A 16,990-nucleotide genomic window follows, 5' to 3' on the forward strand; every position below is an offset into this window, starting at 1 on the left:
CACAAAGGCCGAACCCTTGCGCATTTTCACGGCGGCGCTCGCAACCGAGACCAACACGTTTTCACCGATCTGCGTCGATCGACGCGCGTTCGAAGCATCGCTTTATGCGCCTCCCGGCCAACATCCGGAAACGCCAACGCTCTGCTCGGCACCGATCACGGTGGGGCGCCGTGTTTGCGCGGAGAAGGGATGGGAACTGATCGAGGGCACCGCCGCCTGGGCGGACCCGGCCGGGCTGGTGAACCGCTCCGCCTATGAGGGATTACGCGACGAGGTGCTCGCGCAGCTTGAAGCCGCCATCCCTGTTGACGCCGTTATCCTTGGCCTGCACGGCGCGATGGTCGCGGCCGGCTACGAGGACACCGAGGGCGATATTTTGGCGCGTGTGCGCGAGATCGTCGGGCCAGAGGTCCTCGTCTGCGCCGAGCTCGATCCGCACAGCCACCTCACCGCCAAGCGCCTCAAGGCGGCAGACTTCTTCGTCTACTTCAAAGAGTTCCCGCACATTGATTTCGTCGACCGCGCCGAGGATCTCTGGCGGCTTGCCGTGGAGACGTTGGAAGGGCGCCTGAAACCCGTCATGTCCGCGTTCGATTGCCGGATGATCGACGTCTATCCCACCTCGCGCGACCCGATGCGTTCCTTCGTCGACAAGATCATGCACATCGAGCAGGACGACACTGATATCCTGTCGATCTCCGTGGTTCACGGCTTCATGGCCGGAGATGTGCCCGAAATGGGCACGAAGATACTTGTCGTTACCAATGACAAGCCGGAAAAAGGTAAGGCCCTTGCACGTGAGCTTGGCCTAGAGCTGTTTTCCAAGCGTGGCACTTTCATGATGCCGCAGATCGACGAGGTCGAGGCTGTCACGCAGGCCATGGCAGCAACCTCGTGGCCTGTCGTCGTCGCTGACGTATGGGACAACCCCGGCGGCGGCACTGCAGGCGACGCCACAGTCCTCCTCCAGGAGTTCATCGAAAGAGGCGCCAAGGGTGTGGCGATCGGCACGATCTGGGACCCGATGGCAGTGCAGATTTGTATGGCAGCAGGCGAGGGCGCCGAAATTCCGCTCCGGTTCGGCGCCAAGTCTGCCCCCGGTACCGGCAATCCGGTGGACGCGATCGTCAAGGTCGTAAAGCTCGTTGCGAATGCAGAGATGCGTTTTGGCGAGAGCTTTGCGCCGTTCGGCGATGCGGCGCATATCGTACTCGACGGCATCGATATCATCCTGAACTCGACGCGCGCCCAGAGCTTCGATCCGAGCCTCTTTTCGGTCATGGGTATAGATCCGACATCCAAGGAAATCCTAGTGATCAAATCGACCAATCATTTCTACGCGTCCTTCTCCGAGATCGCAGCGGAAATCATTTACTGTTCGGCCGGAACGCCTTATCCCAACAATCCGGCCAAGACGCCCTATCGTCGCGCGCCGAAGAACATCTGGCCGATGGTTGCCGACCCACACGGCCGCTAACACGGAGCGCGTCATATGCAGGAAAATCCGTTCGCCATCGTCGCCAGGCCAGGCGACAGGGTCGCCGATCTCTCGACGCCACGGCCGATCATCGACGAGGATCGCCTGGCGGCGAACATTGCCCGTACGCAGGCCTACATGGACGAGCACGGGCTGAACTTCCGGCCGCATATCAAGACCCACAAGATCCCGGCACTCGCAGCCGAGCAGATCGCAGCAGGCGCAAAGGGCATCAACTGTCAAAAGATCAGTGAAGCTGAAGTCTTCGCGGCGGCTGGTTTCCAGGACATCCTGATAACCTTCAACATCCTCGGCCCGCAAAAGCTTGAGCAACTGGCAGCCCTCAACGACCGCATCTCCGACCTGAAGGTAGTCGCCGACAGCACGGCCACGGTCGATGGCCTGTCTGCCTATTTCGCATCCCGTAAACCGCTGACCGTGCTTGTCGAATGCGATACCGGTGGTGGCCGCTGCGGCGTCCAGACGCCCGATGAAGCAAGATACTTGGCGAATCGCATTCATAGTATCCCCGGCCTCTCTTTCGGTGGGCTTCTCAACTATCCGAAGCCCGGGGCTGCCGAGTTGGTACAGGCATTTCTCGCCGAAGCACTATCGCTTCTCGAGGAGCAGGGAATTGATTGCCCGATCGTCAGCAATGGCGGCACGCCGAGTCTGTTTGAGGCACATCTCGTCAGCGCCGCAACCGAGCATCGTGCCGGAACCTATATCTACAACGATCGCGCCATGGTTCGCGCCGGTCACTGCAGCTGGGATGACTGCGCCATGCACGTGCTCGCGACGGTCGTGTCTCGCCCGACCGCGGATCGTGCCGTCATCGACGCCGGATCAAAGGCACTAACCTCCGACCTGCTTGGCTTCTCCGACTTCGGTACTGTGGTCGGCTACCCCGAGGCGGTGATCACTGGATTGTCGGAGGAACACGGCGTGATCGATCTATCGGAATGCAGCGACAGGCGTCCCGAGATCGGCGACAAGATCCGCATCATCCCCAACCACACATGCGTTGTATCCAATCTTTTCGACACGATGGTCTTTCACCGCGACGGCGTTGTCACGCGTGTCGAGGACGTGGCTGCGCGCGGGCTGGTCTGGTAACCAGTCCGCCTTCCTTTGACGTATGCCTCTTGACGTTACGCCATTGAAAAGCATCTTATTTTCAGCGGCGATAGGCGCGCGGGAGGTCAGGTCGATGAGAGTCTCCGTTGCAATGGGAATAGTGGCAAGTCTGTTGGCGATTTCGGCGGCGGAAGCACCGGCGGAATGGCAAAGCTTTCATGGCGTTCGGATGGATTCGGATCCGGTGCTTCTGGCGCGCTTTGAGCGGGCTTATCGCTATTGCGAGCCTGAAGCCAACTACCGGGGCTCTCCCTATCCGGCCAATCCCTGGCACGTCACGGCGCTCAGAAGCTGCATGTCCAGATTGGGAATCCTTGACCGTGGCGCCTATTCCTACCCAGCCAACAGGCTCTTCTATCCCCTGTACTGAGGGCGGCGCTCCCCAGGTTGAGGCTGATCACTCAGCCACGGTGGGGCTGAGCAAATTAACGTCGATATCTGTCAGTTCGACATGGCGCTCGAATGATATCCCCTTGTCGTCGAACAGATGGCAATCGACCACGTTGATCCCGGCCATCAGCGGCTGATCCGGCCGAACGGCAGCACCGCCCGGCAGCGTCGCGCAGAAATTCTCGCCTTCACCGTCAAGCGATGCATAGGCGACTGTCTGTGCGCCAAGTCGTTCGATGACCGTAGGTGCAACTCTGATCTGGATGTCACCCGATCCAATCTGGATGTGCTCGGGGCGCACGCCAAGCGTCAGCGTCTTGCCGACAGCGCCCTGCCGCGGCGTCACTGGGATGGTAGCTTTCTGCCCCTGATAATCGATCTCCACGCCGGCTTCACTGACTGCGCTACAGGTAACAGGCAGGAAGTTCATCTTTGGATTGCCGATGAAGCTCGCGACGAAGATATTTGCCGGTTTGTGGTAGAGTTCCAGCGGCGCGCCGGTCTGGGCAATCTCCCCGGCGTTGAGCACGACGATCCGGTCTGCCATGGTCATCGCCTCGATCTGGTCATGGGTGACATAGATCATCGTCGCCTTCAGCTGACGATGCAGCTTGGCAAGCTCGATGCGCATGTCGGCGCGTAGCGCCGCGTCGAGGTTAGAGAGCGGCTCGTCGAACAGGAAGATCTTCGGTTCGCGCACGATCGCTCGGCCGATCGCCACGCGCTGGCGCTGGCCCCCCGAAAGCATCCCGGGCTTCTGCTGCAGCCGCTGGTCAAGATGGAGAATGCGCGCGGCGTGCTCAACTTTGGCCTTCAGCTTTTCCTCATCCATCTTTTCCACGCGCAGTGGGAATGCGATGTTCTCGAAAACCGACATGTGCGGATAGAGGGCATAGGACTGGAAAACCATTGCAATGCCGCGCTTGACCGGCGGCAGGTCGTTCACTCGGAGCCCGCCGATGACGATGTCGCCGCCGGACGTTGCGTCCAGACCGGCTATCATGCGCAGCAACGTCGACTTGCCGCAGCCAGACGGCCCGACGAAGACCACGAACTCGCCGTTCTTCACCTCGAGCTGGATGCCCTTGAGAACCTCGAAGTCGCCGTAGAACTTCTGAACATTGTTGAGAAGAAGCTGTCCCAAAACCTGTCTCCGGTTGCCGCACCTGCAGCATGCATACTGTAAGGGGATCGCGGTTGTTGCGCCCGCGATCCCGACAAAGGCTTACTTGAACGCTTCGATCTCGCCAGCAGCCTTCTTGAGGGCATCGGCCGGCTGGGCCTTGCCCGTCACGACAGACTGGACCATTTCGATCATCGAGTTCTGGAAGCCCTTGTAATCCGTAAAGAGCGGCTCGGGACCACCGAAGGCGATGCCGTCGATGAACGGCTTCCAGGACGGATCTGCCTTGACGAATTCATCGACCTTCGGCGACGGACGCAAAGGCGTGAGGCCGGCGCCGCCCTGAAGCTCATATTCGCCCTGCGGCCCCGGCGACGTGATGAACTTGGCGAATTCGATCGCTTTGTCTTCCACGCCCGTGCCCTTGAAGACGGCGAGGCTGTCGGTGATGAGCAGCGTACCTTCGCCCTTGGCCGAAGGGCCAAGCGGCAGCGGTGCCACGCCCCAGTTGATCTTGGTGTCCTTCAGGCGGGCAGCAGCACCCGAGCCTGCCTGGATCATGCCCACCTTGCCGTCGAGGAAGATGGCACGGATTTCGTTCTGCTCGTAGGCGGTTGCGCCTTCGACGGAGTAGGGCGTGATGTCCTTATAAGCCTGCAGGGCTGCCAGCACTTCCGGGCTGTCGATCACGATCTTGTCGCCGTCGATTACCTTGCCGTTGTTGGTGTAAACCCAATGCATGAACTGATGCATCGTGTTGTCGAACGTTTTGGCCGGAAGGCCGTAACCTGCGATACCGGTCTTTTCCTTGATCTGCTTGGCGTCGGCGATTTCTTCAGCCCAAGTCTTCGGCGGGGTTTCCGGGTCGAGACCAGCCTGCTTGAAGATGTCCTTGTTCCAGTAGAGTGCCTTGGTCGAGAAGGCGACCGGCACGCCCCACTGATTGTTGTCGAAGGTAACCGTGTCGACGATATTTGGGTAGTAGCTCTTCTTTTCCTCGTCGGTCATCGGCACCGGAACGATCAGGTCGTTCTGGGCGAATTCCTTGAGCGTGCGCGAGCCGACATAGGCCATTCCGACCGGCGTGCCGGCAGCGGCAAGCGTCGTGGCCTTGTCCTGGCATTGTTCCCAGCCGACGACCTCAGGCGTGACCTTCCAGCCCGGGTTCTTGCCTTCCCATTCCTTGATGTATTTTTCGTGGATCGGATCGATCTTGTCGCCGCAGTAGATCCAGCTGATCTCCTTGTCAGCGGCCTGCGCGGTCATGGCGCCGAGCGCGGTGGAACCGAGCAGGGCAAGGGCCATCAGCCCGGTCTTGAAATGAATTGTCACTTTGTTAGCTCCCGTTTTTCTCTGGTGGTTGACTTACTGTTTCACCGCGCCCGCGGTCAGCCCGCTGACGAGATACCGCTGAAGGAAGAAAATCACGATCATGGCCGGCGCAATGCCGACGAAACTTGCGGCCATCAGTTCATTCCAGACCACTTCCTGGCGACCGAAGTAGGCGAAGAGGCCGACCGGTAAGGGCGCAAATTCGGTCTTGGAATTGAAGGTGAGCGCGAAGATGAACTGCTGGGCATAGGAGCCGATGAAGGTGGTGATTGCAACCACCATGATGCCGGGCATGGCGATCGGCAGGATGACGCGCCGGAGCGTATAGAAGTGGCTGGCACCGTCAACGAAGGCGGCTTCGTCCAACTCCCGCGGGATGCGCATCATGTAGGTTCTCAACAGCCAGATCGCCGACGGGATCAGGAAGGCAACACCCGGAACCATGATTGCGAAATAGGTGTTGAGCAGGCCGAGCGTGCGCATCAGCCGGAACAGCGGGATGAGCAGTACTGCGCCCGAAAACATGTTGACGGCCAGAAACGCACCGAGCAGCAGCCCGGCGCCCTTGAATTCAAACCGCGCGAACGCGTAGGAGGCAGGGATCACCAGCACGAGGACGACAGCGGTGACGATGGTCGAGATGAAGAAGGAATTGAAGATGTAGCGCGCAAAGCCAGGCACGCTAATCCACATAGTCCGATAGGCCTCGAAGGAACCGTGTTCCGGGATGAAGCGATAGGGTGATGAAAAGAGCTGGCTGAGCGGCTTCAGCGATACCAGGAAGCCCTCGACAAAGGGCGCGAGCACGAAGGTAAGGAAAATGAGGATTCCGGCATAGATGCCGATGATTTCATACCATTTGTACCGATGGATCAGCAGATGCGGCTGTTTCATCGCTTGTCTCCGGAAGTAAGGCGGCTGGTCACGCGGAAATAGCAGACGCAGAAGATCGACAGGAAGATGCAGATCAGCACGGCGCGCGCGGCGCCTTCGCCGTATTTGTTCGAGCCGATCGCGGTTTTATAAGTGTCGATGATCATCGTCGTCGTTTCGCCACTCGGGCCGCCACGCGTCAGGATCCAGATGATGTCGAAGGAATTGAAGGTCGCGATCAGTGACAGCATCGACATGGTGATCATCGAAGGGACGATCAGCGGGAGGGTAATGCGCCGAAAGCGATAGAAACGGCCGGCCCCGTCAGTCCAGGCAGCCTCGTAGAGGTCCTGCGGAATCGCCTGCATGGCTGCGAGCATATAAAGCGTGACCAGAGGAACGCCGATCCAAACGTCGGTGATGATCGTCGCCCAGAACGCCGTGGACCCCTGTGCGAGAAACGCAACCGGCGCGTCCACAAGGCCAAAACGCTGCAGCATGCCGGAAATCATCCCGAACTGGCCGTTGTACATCCAGCCCCACATGAAGATGCCGATCGCCATTGGGACAATCCATGGCGGCATCGTCAACATGCGGAAGAGCGCCCTGCCGGGGACCGCGGAATTCAGCATCGTCGCCCCGAAGACACCGATGATCATCTTGATGGAGACAGAAAAGAACGTCCAGATGAAGGTGCGGACGATGACTTCGGCGAAGGTAGCGTTGAAGATCTTACTGTAGTTCACCCAGCCGACCCAATTCGTCGTCTTCTTCAGCGACGCATCGGTGAAGGACAGGATGAACGTGTCGACCAGGGGATAGGCGACGATCACAGCGACGTAGAGGACTGCCGGAAGGAGGAGGATCCAGGCAAAGATGACTGCGTTGCGTTGGACGCTCATCTTGCCGCCCTCTCAAGCCGCTCTTGCGTGCAGGGCTTCGTCGAACCTGTCCCAAATCGGGCGCAGATCGATAACCGCCTTCTTCATCCTTGCCTCGTCCATCGATAGGGCCAGGATGCCGGCCTCGAGGGCATTGAGCGTCGAAACCGGAAGTTCGTTACCAGTACGCACGCTGTCGAGCAAATCTGCCGCCATCTGCTCGTCGGCACCGTAGTGCTGCGAAAGCTCTGTCGCGACGTATTTGTTCTCGACAACCTTCTTGCCTGTCAGCTGCTCATGAACATCGAGATAGCCTCGGACGAAATCGCCTTCAGCCATGCCGCGCGATCCCATGATGGCAAAGCGACGGAACTGGTCTGGAACGTTGAGATTGGTGTGGAAGTTCATTCCAACGCCGTTGGCGTATTCGACGATTGCCACCTGATAGTCGATGATGTCGGCGTCACTGTCGAACACCTTGTCGGACCCCATCCAGCCACTGGGCTTGCGATGAAACAGTTCGACGTCGTTGATACCTTCGCGCACGGGGTCATTTGCGGGGATGAAGCTCTTACGACCGCCAAAGCTTGCAACACGCTCGGGACGCGCGCCGACGACACCGTTATAAAGATCGAGGTCGTGGCAGCATTTCTCCAGCATGAAACTACCCGAATAGCGCTCATAGCGGCGCCAGTCGCGCATGAAAAACGCACCGTGGTAAGGCTCGATATGTTCCGCAGCCTCGATCGAGACAATTTGCCCAAGCTTGCCTGACGCCTGGATCGCGCGGAGATCCTTGTACAGTGGAGAGTAACGCAGAACGAGACCGACCATCAGCCGCTCATGACCAAACTTCGCCATCAGTCGTGCCAGTTCAATGCTTTCGGCAATCGTCGTTACGATTGGCTTTTCGCAGAAAACCTTCAGACCTTTCTCCAGGCCCAGTCTGATGTGGTCGAGATGCATGTGATTGGGCGAGCCAATCATCAGAAGGTCAAGCTTCTCGTTGGCGATGAGCTCTTCCGGAGACGCGTAGGCCGTTCCGGCGGAAACGCCCTGTTCGGCGAGACCAGGCAGGCCTGCTGGATCGGGGTCGACGTAACCGACGATCTCGAAGCTTTCATCCACTGCGGTGAAGACATGGCCAAGGTAGCCGAGCCGGAATCCTAGCCCGATAATTCCAACTTTCATGCTGTTATCTCGTTCCCAACGCGTAATTTATTTTCGTCAGGTTGGGACAAAAATTCGAACCCGTCAACTCAAATCCCACAAAAAGTTGACCATATGAAATTAATTTTCATGAGCGCTCATTTTCCCAGTCCGGTCTTCGTGTCTCCGCAAATAGGGGGCGCCGATGTCGATCGAATGATCGTTTGAACGGCGACGGTGTCGAACCCGGCAGGAAGGGACGGTCGACTAGCGGTTGCGCCGCTTGCCCTCCAGAAGATCCAGAACCTCATTTGCAGCGTCGAGGACATTGGTCCCCGGTCCAAAGACAGCGGCAACACCGTTCTCCATCAGATATGCGTAGTCCTGCCGCGGGATGACGCCGCCGACGACGACAATAATGTCGCCACCGCCCCGCGCCTTGAGCGCCTCGACAAGCTGCGGCGCAAGTGTCTTGTGGCCAGCCGCCAGCGATGACATGCCAATGACATCAACTTTGCTTGCAACAGCAAGATCGGCGGCTTCCTCGGGTGTTTGAAAAAGTGGACCTGCCAGGACGTCGAACCCGATGTCACCAAATGCCGAGGCGATGACCTTGGCCCCACGGTCGTGCCCATCCTGGCCGAGCTTGGCGACCATGATCCTGGGCTCTCGGCCGAGAACCCTGGCGGCAACAGCCATGCGATCCTTCAGCACCTCGAGCTCAGGCTCGCCCCGGTATGCCTGGCCGTAGACATCCTTGATGACCTCGAGCTCTGCAGCGTGATCGCCGAATATATGGCGCATGGTATCAGAAATCTCGCCAACTGTGGCGCGCGCGCGCGCTGCCTCAACGGCTGCCTCAAGCAGGTTACCCTGACCGCTCATCGCAACCAGTCCCAGCTGATCCAGAGCCGACGTGACCCTTGCCTGGTCGCGGCGGCGTTTCGTTTCCCCGATCCGCTTCACCTGGGCCGTTCGAACGGCCGCATTGTCAATGGCGAGGATCTCGATGTCTTCCTCCGTATCGAGCCTGTATTTATTGACCCCTACGATCACCTCGTCGCCCCTGTCGACCGCTGCCTGCCGGCGCGTCGCCGCCTCCTCGATGAGACGTTTGGGAAGGCCCTCATTAACAGCCTTCGTCATGCCGCCGAGTGCCTCGACCTCACCGATCAGCGTCCACGCCTTGTCCGCGAGCTCATTCGTCAGGGCCTCGACGTAGTAGGATCCAGCCAGAGGGTCGACGACCTTGGTCACACCAGTTTCGTGCTGGAGGATCAGTTGCGTATTGCGGGCGATGCGGGCCGAAAAATCGGTTGGCAAGGCGATCGCCTCGTCGAAGGAATTGGTATGGAGCGACTGGGTGCCACCGAGGACAGCCGACATCGCCTCGAATGCGGTTCTGACTATATTGTTGTAGGGATCCTGTTCCTGAAGCGACACGCCCGACGTCTGGCAATGCGTACGCATCATCAGCGAGGAGGCTTTCTGGGGTTTGAATTCCTCCATGATCCGCGTCCAGAGCAGCCGTGCGGCGCGCAGCTTTGCCGCCTCCATGAAGAAATTCATTCCAATGGCAAAGAAGAAGGAGAGCCGACCGGCGAAATCGTCAACATTTAGGCCTTTGGCGATCGCTGCCCGGACATATTCCCGACCGTCGGCCAAAGTGAATGCAAGTTCCTGCACAAGGGTCGCCCCAGCTTCCTGCATGTGGTAGCCCGAGATAGAGATGGAGTTGAACTTCGGCATCTGCTTCGCGGTGTATTCAATGATGTCCGCAACGATCCGCATCGATGGTTCCGGTGGATAGATGTAGGTATTGCGGACCATGAACTCCTTGAGGATGTCGTTCTGGATGGTGCCCGACAGCTCGGCCTTCGAGACACCCTGTTCCTCTCCGGCCACGATAAAATTCGCCAGGATCGGTATGACCGCGCCGTTCATCGTCATCGACACCGAGACCTTGTCAAGCGGTATGTCATCAAACAGGATCTTCATGTCCTCGACGCTGTCGATTGCCACTCCGGCCTTGCCGACGTCGCCGACAACGCGCGGATGATCGCTGTCATAGCCCCGGTGGGTCGCAAGGTCGAAAGCAACCGAAACACCTTGCTGTCCGGATTGAAGTGCCTTGCGATAAAAGGCATTCGAGGCTTCCGCAGTTGAAAATCCCGCATATTGCCTGATTGTCCATGGCCGGCCGGCATACATTGTTGCCCGCGGGCCGCGCGTGAACGGCGCAAATCCGGGAAGAGACCCGAGATGCTTGGCATTTTCGATATCGCCCTCGGTATAAAGCGGTTTGACATCGATCCCTTCTGGTGTCCTCCAGACGAGCGACTCCGGCGGCGCCTTGAGCTCTTTCTCGGCAAGAGCCATCCAGTCACCAAACGTTTTCTTCGCCATCCTATCCTCCGGCATTCTTCTTTTGCCGGAAGCTAGCATTTTATTTGCCGGTTGCGCGATAGAGCCATTCGATAATTTGCTGCAAAGCGCAGCCTCAAACGGCCAGCGCGGTCCGTCGGTAAGACGAGTAGATCTCCTTCCGCGGTGAGCAGTTCCTGTCCCGCCGCATCACGACAGGCGACGCTCCCATTCGCTCACACTGCTGCTTTCTCCTCCTGGCTTCTCATGCCGAAGGGGGGGTCGAGGCGTCAGATCGCAAAAGGCGACTGGGCATCGAATACGGGGTTCTTCGGACCAATCATCCAGTGATTGGGAGATTGCGTTTCCGGCAGCTTCCTCAAGATCGCGGCATGGAAGGCCGCATAGTCGCGGCTGAAGCGGCCATGGTCCCACACGCTGATCAAAGCCGCGGTAAACGCACCATTCCCGGGTCCGTCGAGCGACACCTGATTATCCTGGCATCCGGAGATCAGCCGGACACTGCACGAGATCGGTGTATCGGTGGCGCGCTTGACACTTTGCGCCTCCACGTTGGAGAGCGAACTTCCGAGCTTGCTGTAGAAGTCGCGGTTCTGCCGAAACGTCCGACTGGCGATGTTGATGGGCATCGCCCGTGCCAGCGGACTGCTGACAACAGCGACATCGGTAGTGGCGTCGGGAACGACTGCCCTGATGACGGTACCGCTGTGGCAGCTGTCCGAAACCACCAGAACCCGGACGCCGGGCCTGAATTTTGACCAGAACGCATAAAGCTCATCGTCAATAAGCTGGCCATCAAACAGGCACCAGGTTTCGTCGACGCCATCCTCCTCGTCGCCATTGAAATCGGGAACCTGGCCACCGTGGCCCGAATAGCTGACGAAGAAGATATCACCCTCCTTCAGCTCCTGCGCCGCCTTCTTGAATCCTTTGGCAACATTTTCGCGTGTCGCATTTTCCGTGAGCAGGAGGGTCGCGTCGTATCCGAGGCCCGTGGCAATCTCATGCATGTCCTGTGCATCGAATTCGCAGGCATTCAATGGGCCGGCCCATCCCGCATAATGAGCAGGATCGACGGCATTTAGACCGATGTGAAGCGCGATGCCGCGAGGACCCTCATTGGGCCTGGCACTCTGTGGGACCGCCCTTGACGGTCGCACTGCAGGACGGGCACTGCTGGTTTCAGTTGCCCTCGCAGCCCGTGCCTTATTAGCCCGGTAATCGACATCTCTCGTCCTCGGCTTTAGTTGCTCAATGACGGTCGCGAACTTTTTGGCGACTTTCTTGTAGCCATCGTTTGTCGGATGGAGTTCGTCAAACCATTCATCTGCCGGCACTGTGTTGCGGCAGTCGATATAGTGGAGCCTTGCTGATGTGGACTGCAGGAGACCAAGTCTCTCGTTGAAGCGATCGATCATCACCCGAGCGATTGCCCGCTGAAGCTCAGGATCGGTGATGCCCTTGGATGCCATGGGCTTGCCGATCCAGGGACCATTCGCAGGCCTTGCATAGTCATATCCATGACAGACAATATGAACATTCGGAAACTTCTGGGCGACCTGCCTGACCAGTTTCGAATATATCCCTATCGCTTCATCGAGGATGAGATTGAAGGAAGGACGCAGATGCGCGGCCGGCGATTTTGCCGGATCGAAGTCGAATAGGTGTGCGGCCAGGTTTCCACCAGCAACGACATCATTGCCGCCGCCACTGAACAGGAAGATCGAGGCTCCGGTATTGGCAATGGCGTCCAGATATTCGGCTTCGCGAAACATGTTTGCCAGTGTGTCGCCAGCGGCATCCAGACTGAAGACCGCGTAGTCCTGCATCAGGTCGTCTATGACGTCTTCCAGCTTGAAGGGATATTGGAACCAGCTGTCTCCTTCCGAGACAAGGATCGGCCCCCGGTAGCTTCCGCTTCCTACGCGGGCATTGAATGCGAAATGCCTGCGCAGGCGCGCGATGAAATTGGCACTGTTGAGCAGTGCCGCACTCCGCTCCGTGCCTTCTGCCGTTTGCGGCACGCTGACTGTGTCCGGGTTCAGGGTCAGAACCGGGTTGAAGGGACCAGATCGGTCTTCATCAACCAAGAAATACCGGGCGAGTTCCTCGTCCGAAAAAGATGCGTCGGCAAGCCGGCGATTGAGTTCTTCAAGCGATATTTTTCCGTTGGAAGGCATGGACTTTCTCCTCTGGCATTGTCGCAGGCCCGGTCGCTCGGATCCGGCTTAGGATTCGCGAAGCACGTTCGCTTCTCAGATCGGGTCGGGTTGGGAATCGGGCGCATGATGCATCCATCAAAGACACGTCGAACCTGAACGGCCCCCGCCATCGCCTCTGGATCGAGACACGTGCTGGTCCGTTCGGGGCTTTGCAACGGACGTTCCGACGCCCCCTCCCGCGAGCGGAAGAACGAAAAGAGCTATCGTTGGGTTGGGGCATCGACCGTGAGCAGATGCCGACGCTGGGGCGGGCGGCCCAGGTCGTAAAAACACCTTTACCGCTCCGGTCTCGCCGCTCCCTCCCAACCGGTGCGGGCATTTGGCGCGAGCAGATGACACGTTGGCAGGCGGCCAGACCGGCGGGGAGGGGCCGAACGATTGGCAAGTGGACATAATTGCAAAGGGGCGCGCCATCTATCGGGACGCTCGACGCTATATACACGCGCTCAAGGATGCTCACTGTCACGCCCCCCCGGGCAACGCGAGCGGACAAAATTATGCGGCGCATCAGCGCCATGACCACCACGACAGGTTAGCCAAGCAAAGCAACCTGAGACAGCCGATCCGGCTCAAGCGAAGATTATCTGAGAATTGGACTGCCAACCTGTCGAGCTATCGGCAATGATGAAATGCAGCTAAGCTCGCGTTGCATTCCCGCAATGATACACCGCAATGTAGAGGTAGCAAGTAGTATATTTAGCTTCCACTAACATTCGGAAGGCACGACGGTTGAAGTAAATGATTTCAACGATTAGCCTACCATAGATGGTTGAATTTAGACAATATTGGGCCTAAGATACTACTATCGCGCACATTCCCGTATAACGAATGTGGAGGGACGCAAATGACAAAGAAGACTTTGTTTATTATGGCTGCCTTTGCGCTGGCTCTGGCCATGACAGGCTCGATGGGCCTGCACCCGTCCATTGCGCTGGCCGGTCCATGCAATCCACAGCAACAACAATGCTAGGCTGAACCAACGTTTGCGAGGAAGTCGCAAGGGTGTACTCAAAATCCGCGTACTGGCCATCGACGGTTCCCGATTCATTATGGCAATTTGGTTTGCTTGTACCAGGGAGCCGTAGGGATTTTCCGTTTGTTGGCATCGCGGTAACCGGCCAGTTCGTCCTAGCCTTCGCAGCTGGGTGCGCTCTGATTTGTGCGTTTGCCTGGAAGCGATTTTCAGAACCCACTTACGACGTCAATGCAAGCGCGTTTCGCGACTTCAGGGATTTGACGATCTGGAACCTGAAGGACAGTTTCTCGCTGAGGCGGGCGTACGCGATATACTGCATATCCCTGATCTTCATCTATGCGACGCTTGCGTTCTTTGGGCGGATGATCGTCCAGCTCTTTGACGCACTCAATGTTTCCGGTCTGCAGATCGGTATGGGGACCATCGAATTCGACTCCTGGAAATGGCCCCTCTTTCTGGCGCTTGGTATCTCGGGTTTTGCTCCTCTGATCAACCCATTGGTTCCCGCCGAAAACTGGCTACGCCGGTTCTCCCATGAGGTGGTAGGCATTCCCACTCGTCTCAAGGAAAAGACAATCCGCATAAAGACGCTGATCGATGGTGCTCCATCCGATGATAGTCGCCGTAAGGCATCAGCGCTTGCGCAGCGCGTTCTCGGTCCGAAACTCAACAGCTTTTTTGCGTTGGAGCGAAACCTCAAATACGTCGTCCATTGGTCCTATGAAGAACACGTGGAATGGTCGGACCCCGAAATCCGAAGAAAGCTGAACGAGTATGAGCGAAACGTCCGCGACGAGGCCGAGAGTGCCCTGGCGGATTTCCAGTATCTGACCGATCCGGCAAGGACGCCAGACCCGTCAACGGCAGATGAGGACCGGATCAAGGATCTCGAAAAGCGGTTGTTGAACAACACGCGCCTGCTCGACGATCTTCGGGATCGGTTCTCGTTGATTATGGCCATTTACTGCGAGTATGGCTCTCGCTTCGACAAGATGAAGCCGGGCCGCCTAAGAGACAGCATCATCGAGAAAGTGGTCGACAAACGGGAGATGGCGGCGACCGGACTGCCGCTCTACGGGTTCGTGATCGTCTTCGTCGGATACTTCCTCGTCATACGGGCGCAATGGCACCCGCTCATTTCCTCGGTTCCGCTCACTGATCAGGCAGTCGCCATGAGTGCGGCGCTCGAAACAGCAAAGGTCTTCCTGCTGGTATGGCTGCCGTCGACTGTCGTCGCATCTTTTATCAGCGTTGTTTACGGCACCGGCCTATCGGAATCTCCGCTCAACAAGAGTGTCGCGTGGGCGACGATCTCCGGTGCAATTGGCGCTTTCGCTGTGGCGGCCAGCGGAATGACCCTCATTGCAATGCTCTATTCGGCGCTGCCGGCCAGCAACGTTTCCCAAATGTGGCAAAGCCTCTTCGGATCAGGAAGCTGGACGGGTGCACTCCTCTACTATCTTTTGCTTACGCCGGTTGCCATCATTGCCTTCTGCTTCATCAACTCGGTCCGGGCACCGGAAAGACCGCCGCGCTTCTCCGTCATTCTTGGCCTTGCCTCGTGTGGCGCGCTCGTGACCCTCATCTATCTGATCGTGTTCGCCAGTATCACTGTTTCGCAACCGTGCATGGTGGGGAACCCGGCGCAAGCCGCTTCAATATTGAAGGTCATTTCCTTGTCGGGGCACGACCTGGAGACATGCTTTGCCTATTACAGCACACTTGACCTCATCGTGATGCCACTGACAGTCTTCTTCTCGGTCCTTGGATTGGTGCCGCGCCGCCTGCGCAGGCCCAAGATCCTCGGCAAGGCGCAGGAAATCGCCGCGACCGGTGTCGCAGTGCTGCTTGCCTGCGCGATCTTTCTTGTCTCAAGCGCCTCATCGGCGCACACGCGTGAGATTGTCATCGGGTTCAGGACAGATATCCCCCCGTTCTCTTACCTTCCTCCGCCGGACGGCATTAACGAAAAAAGGCCATATCTCGGTTATCTAGCCGAGCTTTGCTACGAAATCTTCGACAACAGTGACTACCAGCTGATCCAGGTCCCCATCAATGGAAGGAACCGGTTCGCTGCAATGAGGCAACCACTGCCCGAGGTGGAAGACAGGAAAGTGGATGTCCTCTGCGACGCGGTCACGGTTCGTCTCGACGACCCCGAACGGACGAGTGCAGGCGTCTTTTCACCCATCGTCTTCGTGTCTGGGGTGTCCTATCTCTGGCGCTCGGTTCGGAGGTTCCGCGACGTCGAGGTCGGCTATCTCGGCAACTCGACCGCCGAACGGGTTGCCAAGGAAGCGTGCACCGTGGACGCGTTGAGGCTGGGGTCCTCAGGCAAGACTCCGGATTGCTTCATGGGACAGCCGACGGAGTGCCGCGCTGAAATGACGGCTGTCAGAAGCCGGGACCCTGAGCCGACGAAATCGCTCAAGGAGATCGGTGCCGCCATCCCTGCCTATGTCCTTTGTCCCATGCAGGATCACGATCAGCTCATCGAGTGGTTCTGCAGCAATACAGACCGGGACAAGGTGTATATTGGCGACCGTGAAATCATCCTGGGAAAGCTCGCCGCCTGGAGAGCGGCAGGGCGAAGCTGCACGGATGTGCGAGACCCGTTCCAGTCCTTTACATACGAGCCGTATGCCTTGTTGATCGCCACGCAGGACATGGCTCTCTTCGCTTTCGTTCAGCATCGGATCTACGAGTTGTTTTCACATCGCGCCGGGGCGGAAGCCCTGTTTTACAAATGGTTTCCTCAACAGACCATGTCCGAGCCGCTGGCGTGGCTTTTCAATCTCAACAGCGTCATGGACCAGGAGCAGGTCATTAGTGGCAAAAAGGAATTCCCGAACGTCAAACAACGCCACACTCCATGACCCGAGAAAACAAGCCGCAGAAGTAGCGTCAGTAAAGTCCTACCGCACCTCTACCGTCGATGACATCAGTTGATTGCGCTCGCGTTCGTCGCGCGTCTAACCATACCTGATCGCCTGGCGCTCATCGTATCATGTCGCCTGGCGCCGGTGAGGAACCAGTCGATCTCAG

The 16,990-nt window shown here is 58.1% G+C and carries 12 protein-coding genes; 5 read left to right on the plus strand and 7 right to left on the minus strand.

Features of this window, described 5'->3' with window-relative positions; genetic code table 11:
- The first annotated feature begins 16 nt into the window (after positions 1–16).
- From RGCCGE502_RS28920 to RGCCGE502_RS28930, 3 genes are all read left to right on the plus strand, one after another.
- Positions 17–1,477 (plus strand): M81 family metallopeptidase, encoded by a 1,461-nt coding sequence (locus RGCCGE502_RS28920; protein WP_016557770.1) that lies wholly within the window; start codon positions 17–19, stop codon positions 1,475–1,477.
- Positions 1,478–1,492: 15 nt separating this feature from the next.
- Complete coding sequence (locus tag RGCCGE502_RS28925; RefSeq protein ID WP_016557771.1) at positions 1,493–2,593, plus strand: D-TA family PLP-dependent enzyme; 1,101 nt, start codon at positions 1,493–1,495, stop codon at positions 2,591–2,593.
- Between the two features lie 94 nt (positions 2,594–2,687).
- Positions 2,688–2,984: a hypothetical protein gene (locus RGCCGE502_RS28930; protein ID WP_040675838.1), complete on the plus strand. Its 297-nt coding sequence runs from the start codon at positions 2,688–2,690 to the stop codon at positions 2,982–2,984.
- 27 nt (positions 2,985–3,011) lie between these two features.
- On the opposite strand, the gene RGCCGE502_RS28935 is transcribed toward RGCCGE502_RS28930, so the two are convergent.
- The 7 genes from RGCCGE502_RS28935 to RGCCGE502_RS35840 all read right to left on the minus strand — a co-directional run bounded on the left by RGCCGE502_RS28935 (position 3,012) and on the right by RGCCGE502_RS35840 (position 12,927).
- Positions 3,012–4,148 (minus strand): ABC transporter ATP-binding protein, encoded by a 1,137-nt coding sequence (locus RGCCGE502_RS28935; RefSeq protein ID WP_016557773.1) that lies wholly within the window; start codon positions 4,146–4,148, stop codon positions 3,012–3,014.
- An 81-nt stretch (positions 4,149–4,229) separates the two neighbouring features.
- The gene (locus RGCCGE502_RS28940) at positions 4,230–5,432 is read right to left on the minus strand and encodes an ABC transporter substrate-binding protein (protein WP_210281002.1); all 1,203 of its coding nucleotides are present in this window, start codon (positions 5,430–5,432) and stop codon (positions 4,230–4,232) included.
- A gap of 60 nt (positions 5,433–5,492) precedes the next feature.
- Entirely contained in the window at positions 5,493–6,353 is an 861-nt protein-coding gene (locus RGCCGE502_RS28945; RefSeq protein WP_016557775.1) for a carbohydrate ABC transporter permease, read from the minus strand.
- Positions 6,350–7,234, minus strand: a complete 885-nt coding sequence (locus tag RGCCGE502_RS28950) for a carbohydrate ABC transporter permease (protein WP_016557776.1) — start codon at positions 7,232–7,234, stop codon at positions 6,350–6,352. Before RGCCGE502_RS28950 ends, RGCCGE502_RS28945 begins: the two co-directional genes overlap by 4 nt.
- A gap of 12 nt (positions 7,235–7,246) precedes the next feature.
- Positions 7,247–8,404, minus strand: a complete 1,158-nt coding sequence (locus RGCCGE502_RS28955; RefSeq protein WP_016557777.1) for a Gfo/Idh/MocA family protein — start codon at positions 8,402–8,404, stop codon at positions 7,247–7,249.
- Positions 8,405–8,629: 225 nt separating this feature from the next.
- A complete protein-coding gene (scpA, locus tag RGCCGE502_RS28960) occupies positions 8,630–10,768 on the minus strand; it encodes a methylmalonyl-CoA mutase (protein ID WP_016557778.1) in 2,139 nt (712 codons plus the stop codon).
- Between the two features lie 248 nt (positions 10,769–11,016).
- Entirely contained in the window at positions 11,017–12,927 is a 1,911-nt protein-coding gene (locus tag RGCCGE502_RS35840) for a caspase family protein (protein WP_016557779.1), read from the minus strand.
- Between the two features lie 886 nt (positions 12,928–13,813).
- On the opposite strand from RGCCGE502_RS35840, the gene RGCCGE502_RS38830 reads away from it, so the two are divergent.
- Together RGCCGE502_RS38830 and RGCCGE502_RS28970 are read left to right on the plus strand one after the other, a co-directional pair.
- Entirely contained in the window at positions 13,814–13,939 is a 126-nt protein-coding gene (locus tag RGCCGE502_RS38830; RefSeq protein WP_019280351.1) for a hypothetical protein, read from the plus strand.
- A gap of 263 nt (positions 13,940–14,202) precedes the next feature.
- Positions 14,203–16,821: a type 2 periplasmic-binding domain-containing protein gene (locus tag RGCCGE502_RS28970; protein WP_244441812.1), complete on the plus strand. Its 2,619-nt coding sequence runs from the start codon at positions 14,203–14,205 to the stop codon at positions 16,819–16,821.
- Positions 16,822–16,990 lie beyond the last annotated feature (169 nt).

Source organism: Rhizobium grahamii CCGE 502 (assembly GCF_000298315.2).
GTDB lineage: Bacteria > Pseudomonadota > Alphaproteobacteria > Rhizobiales > Rhizobiaceae > Rhizobium > Rhizobium grahamii.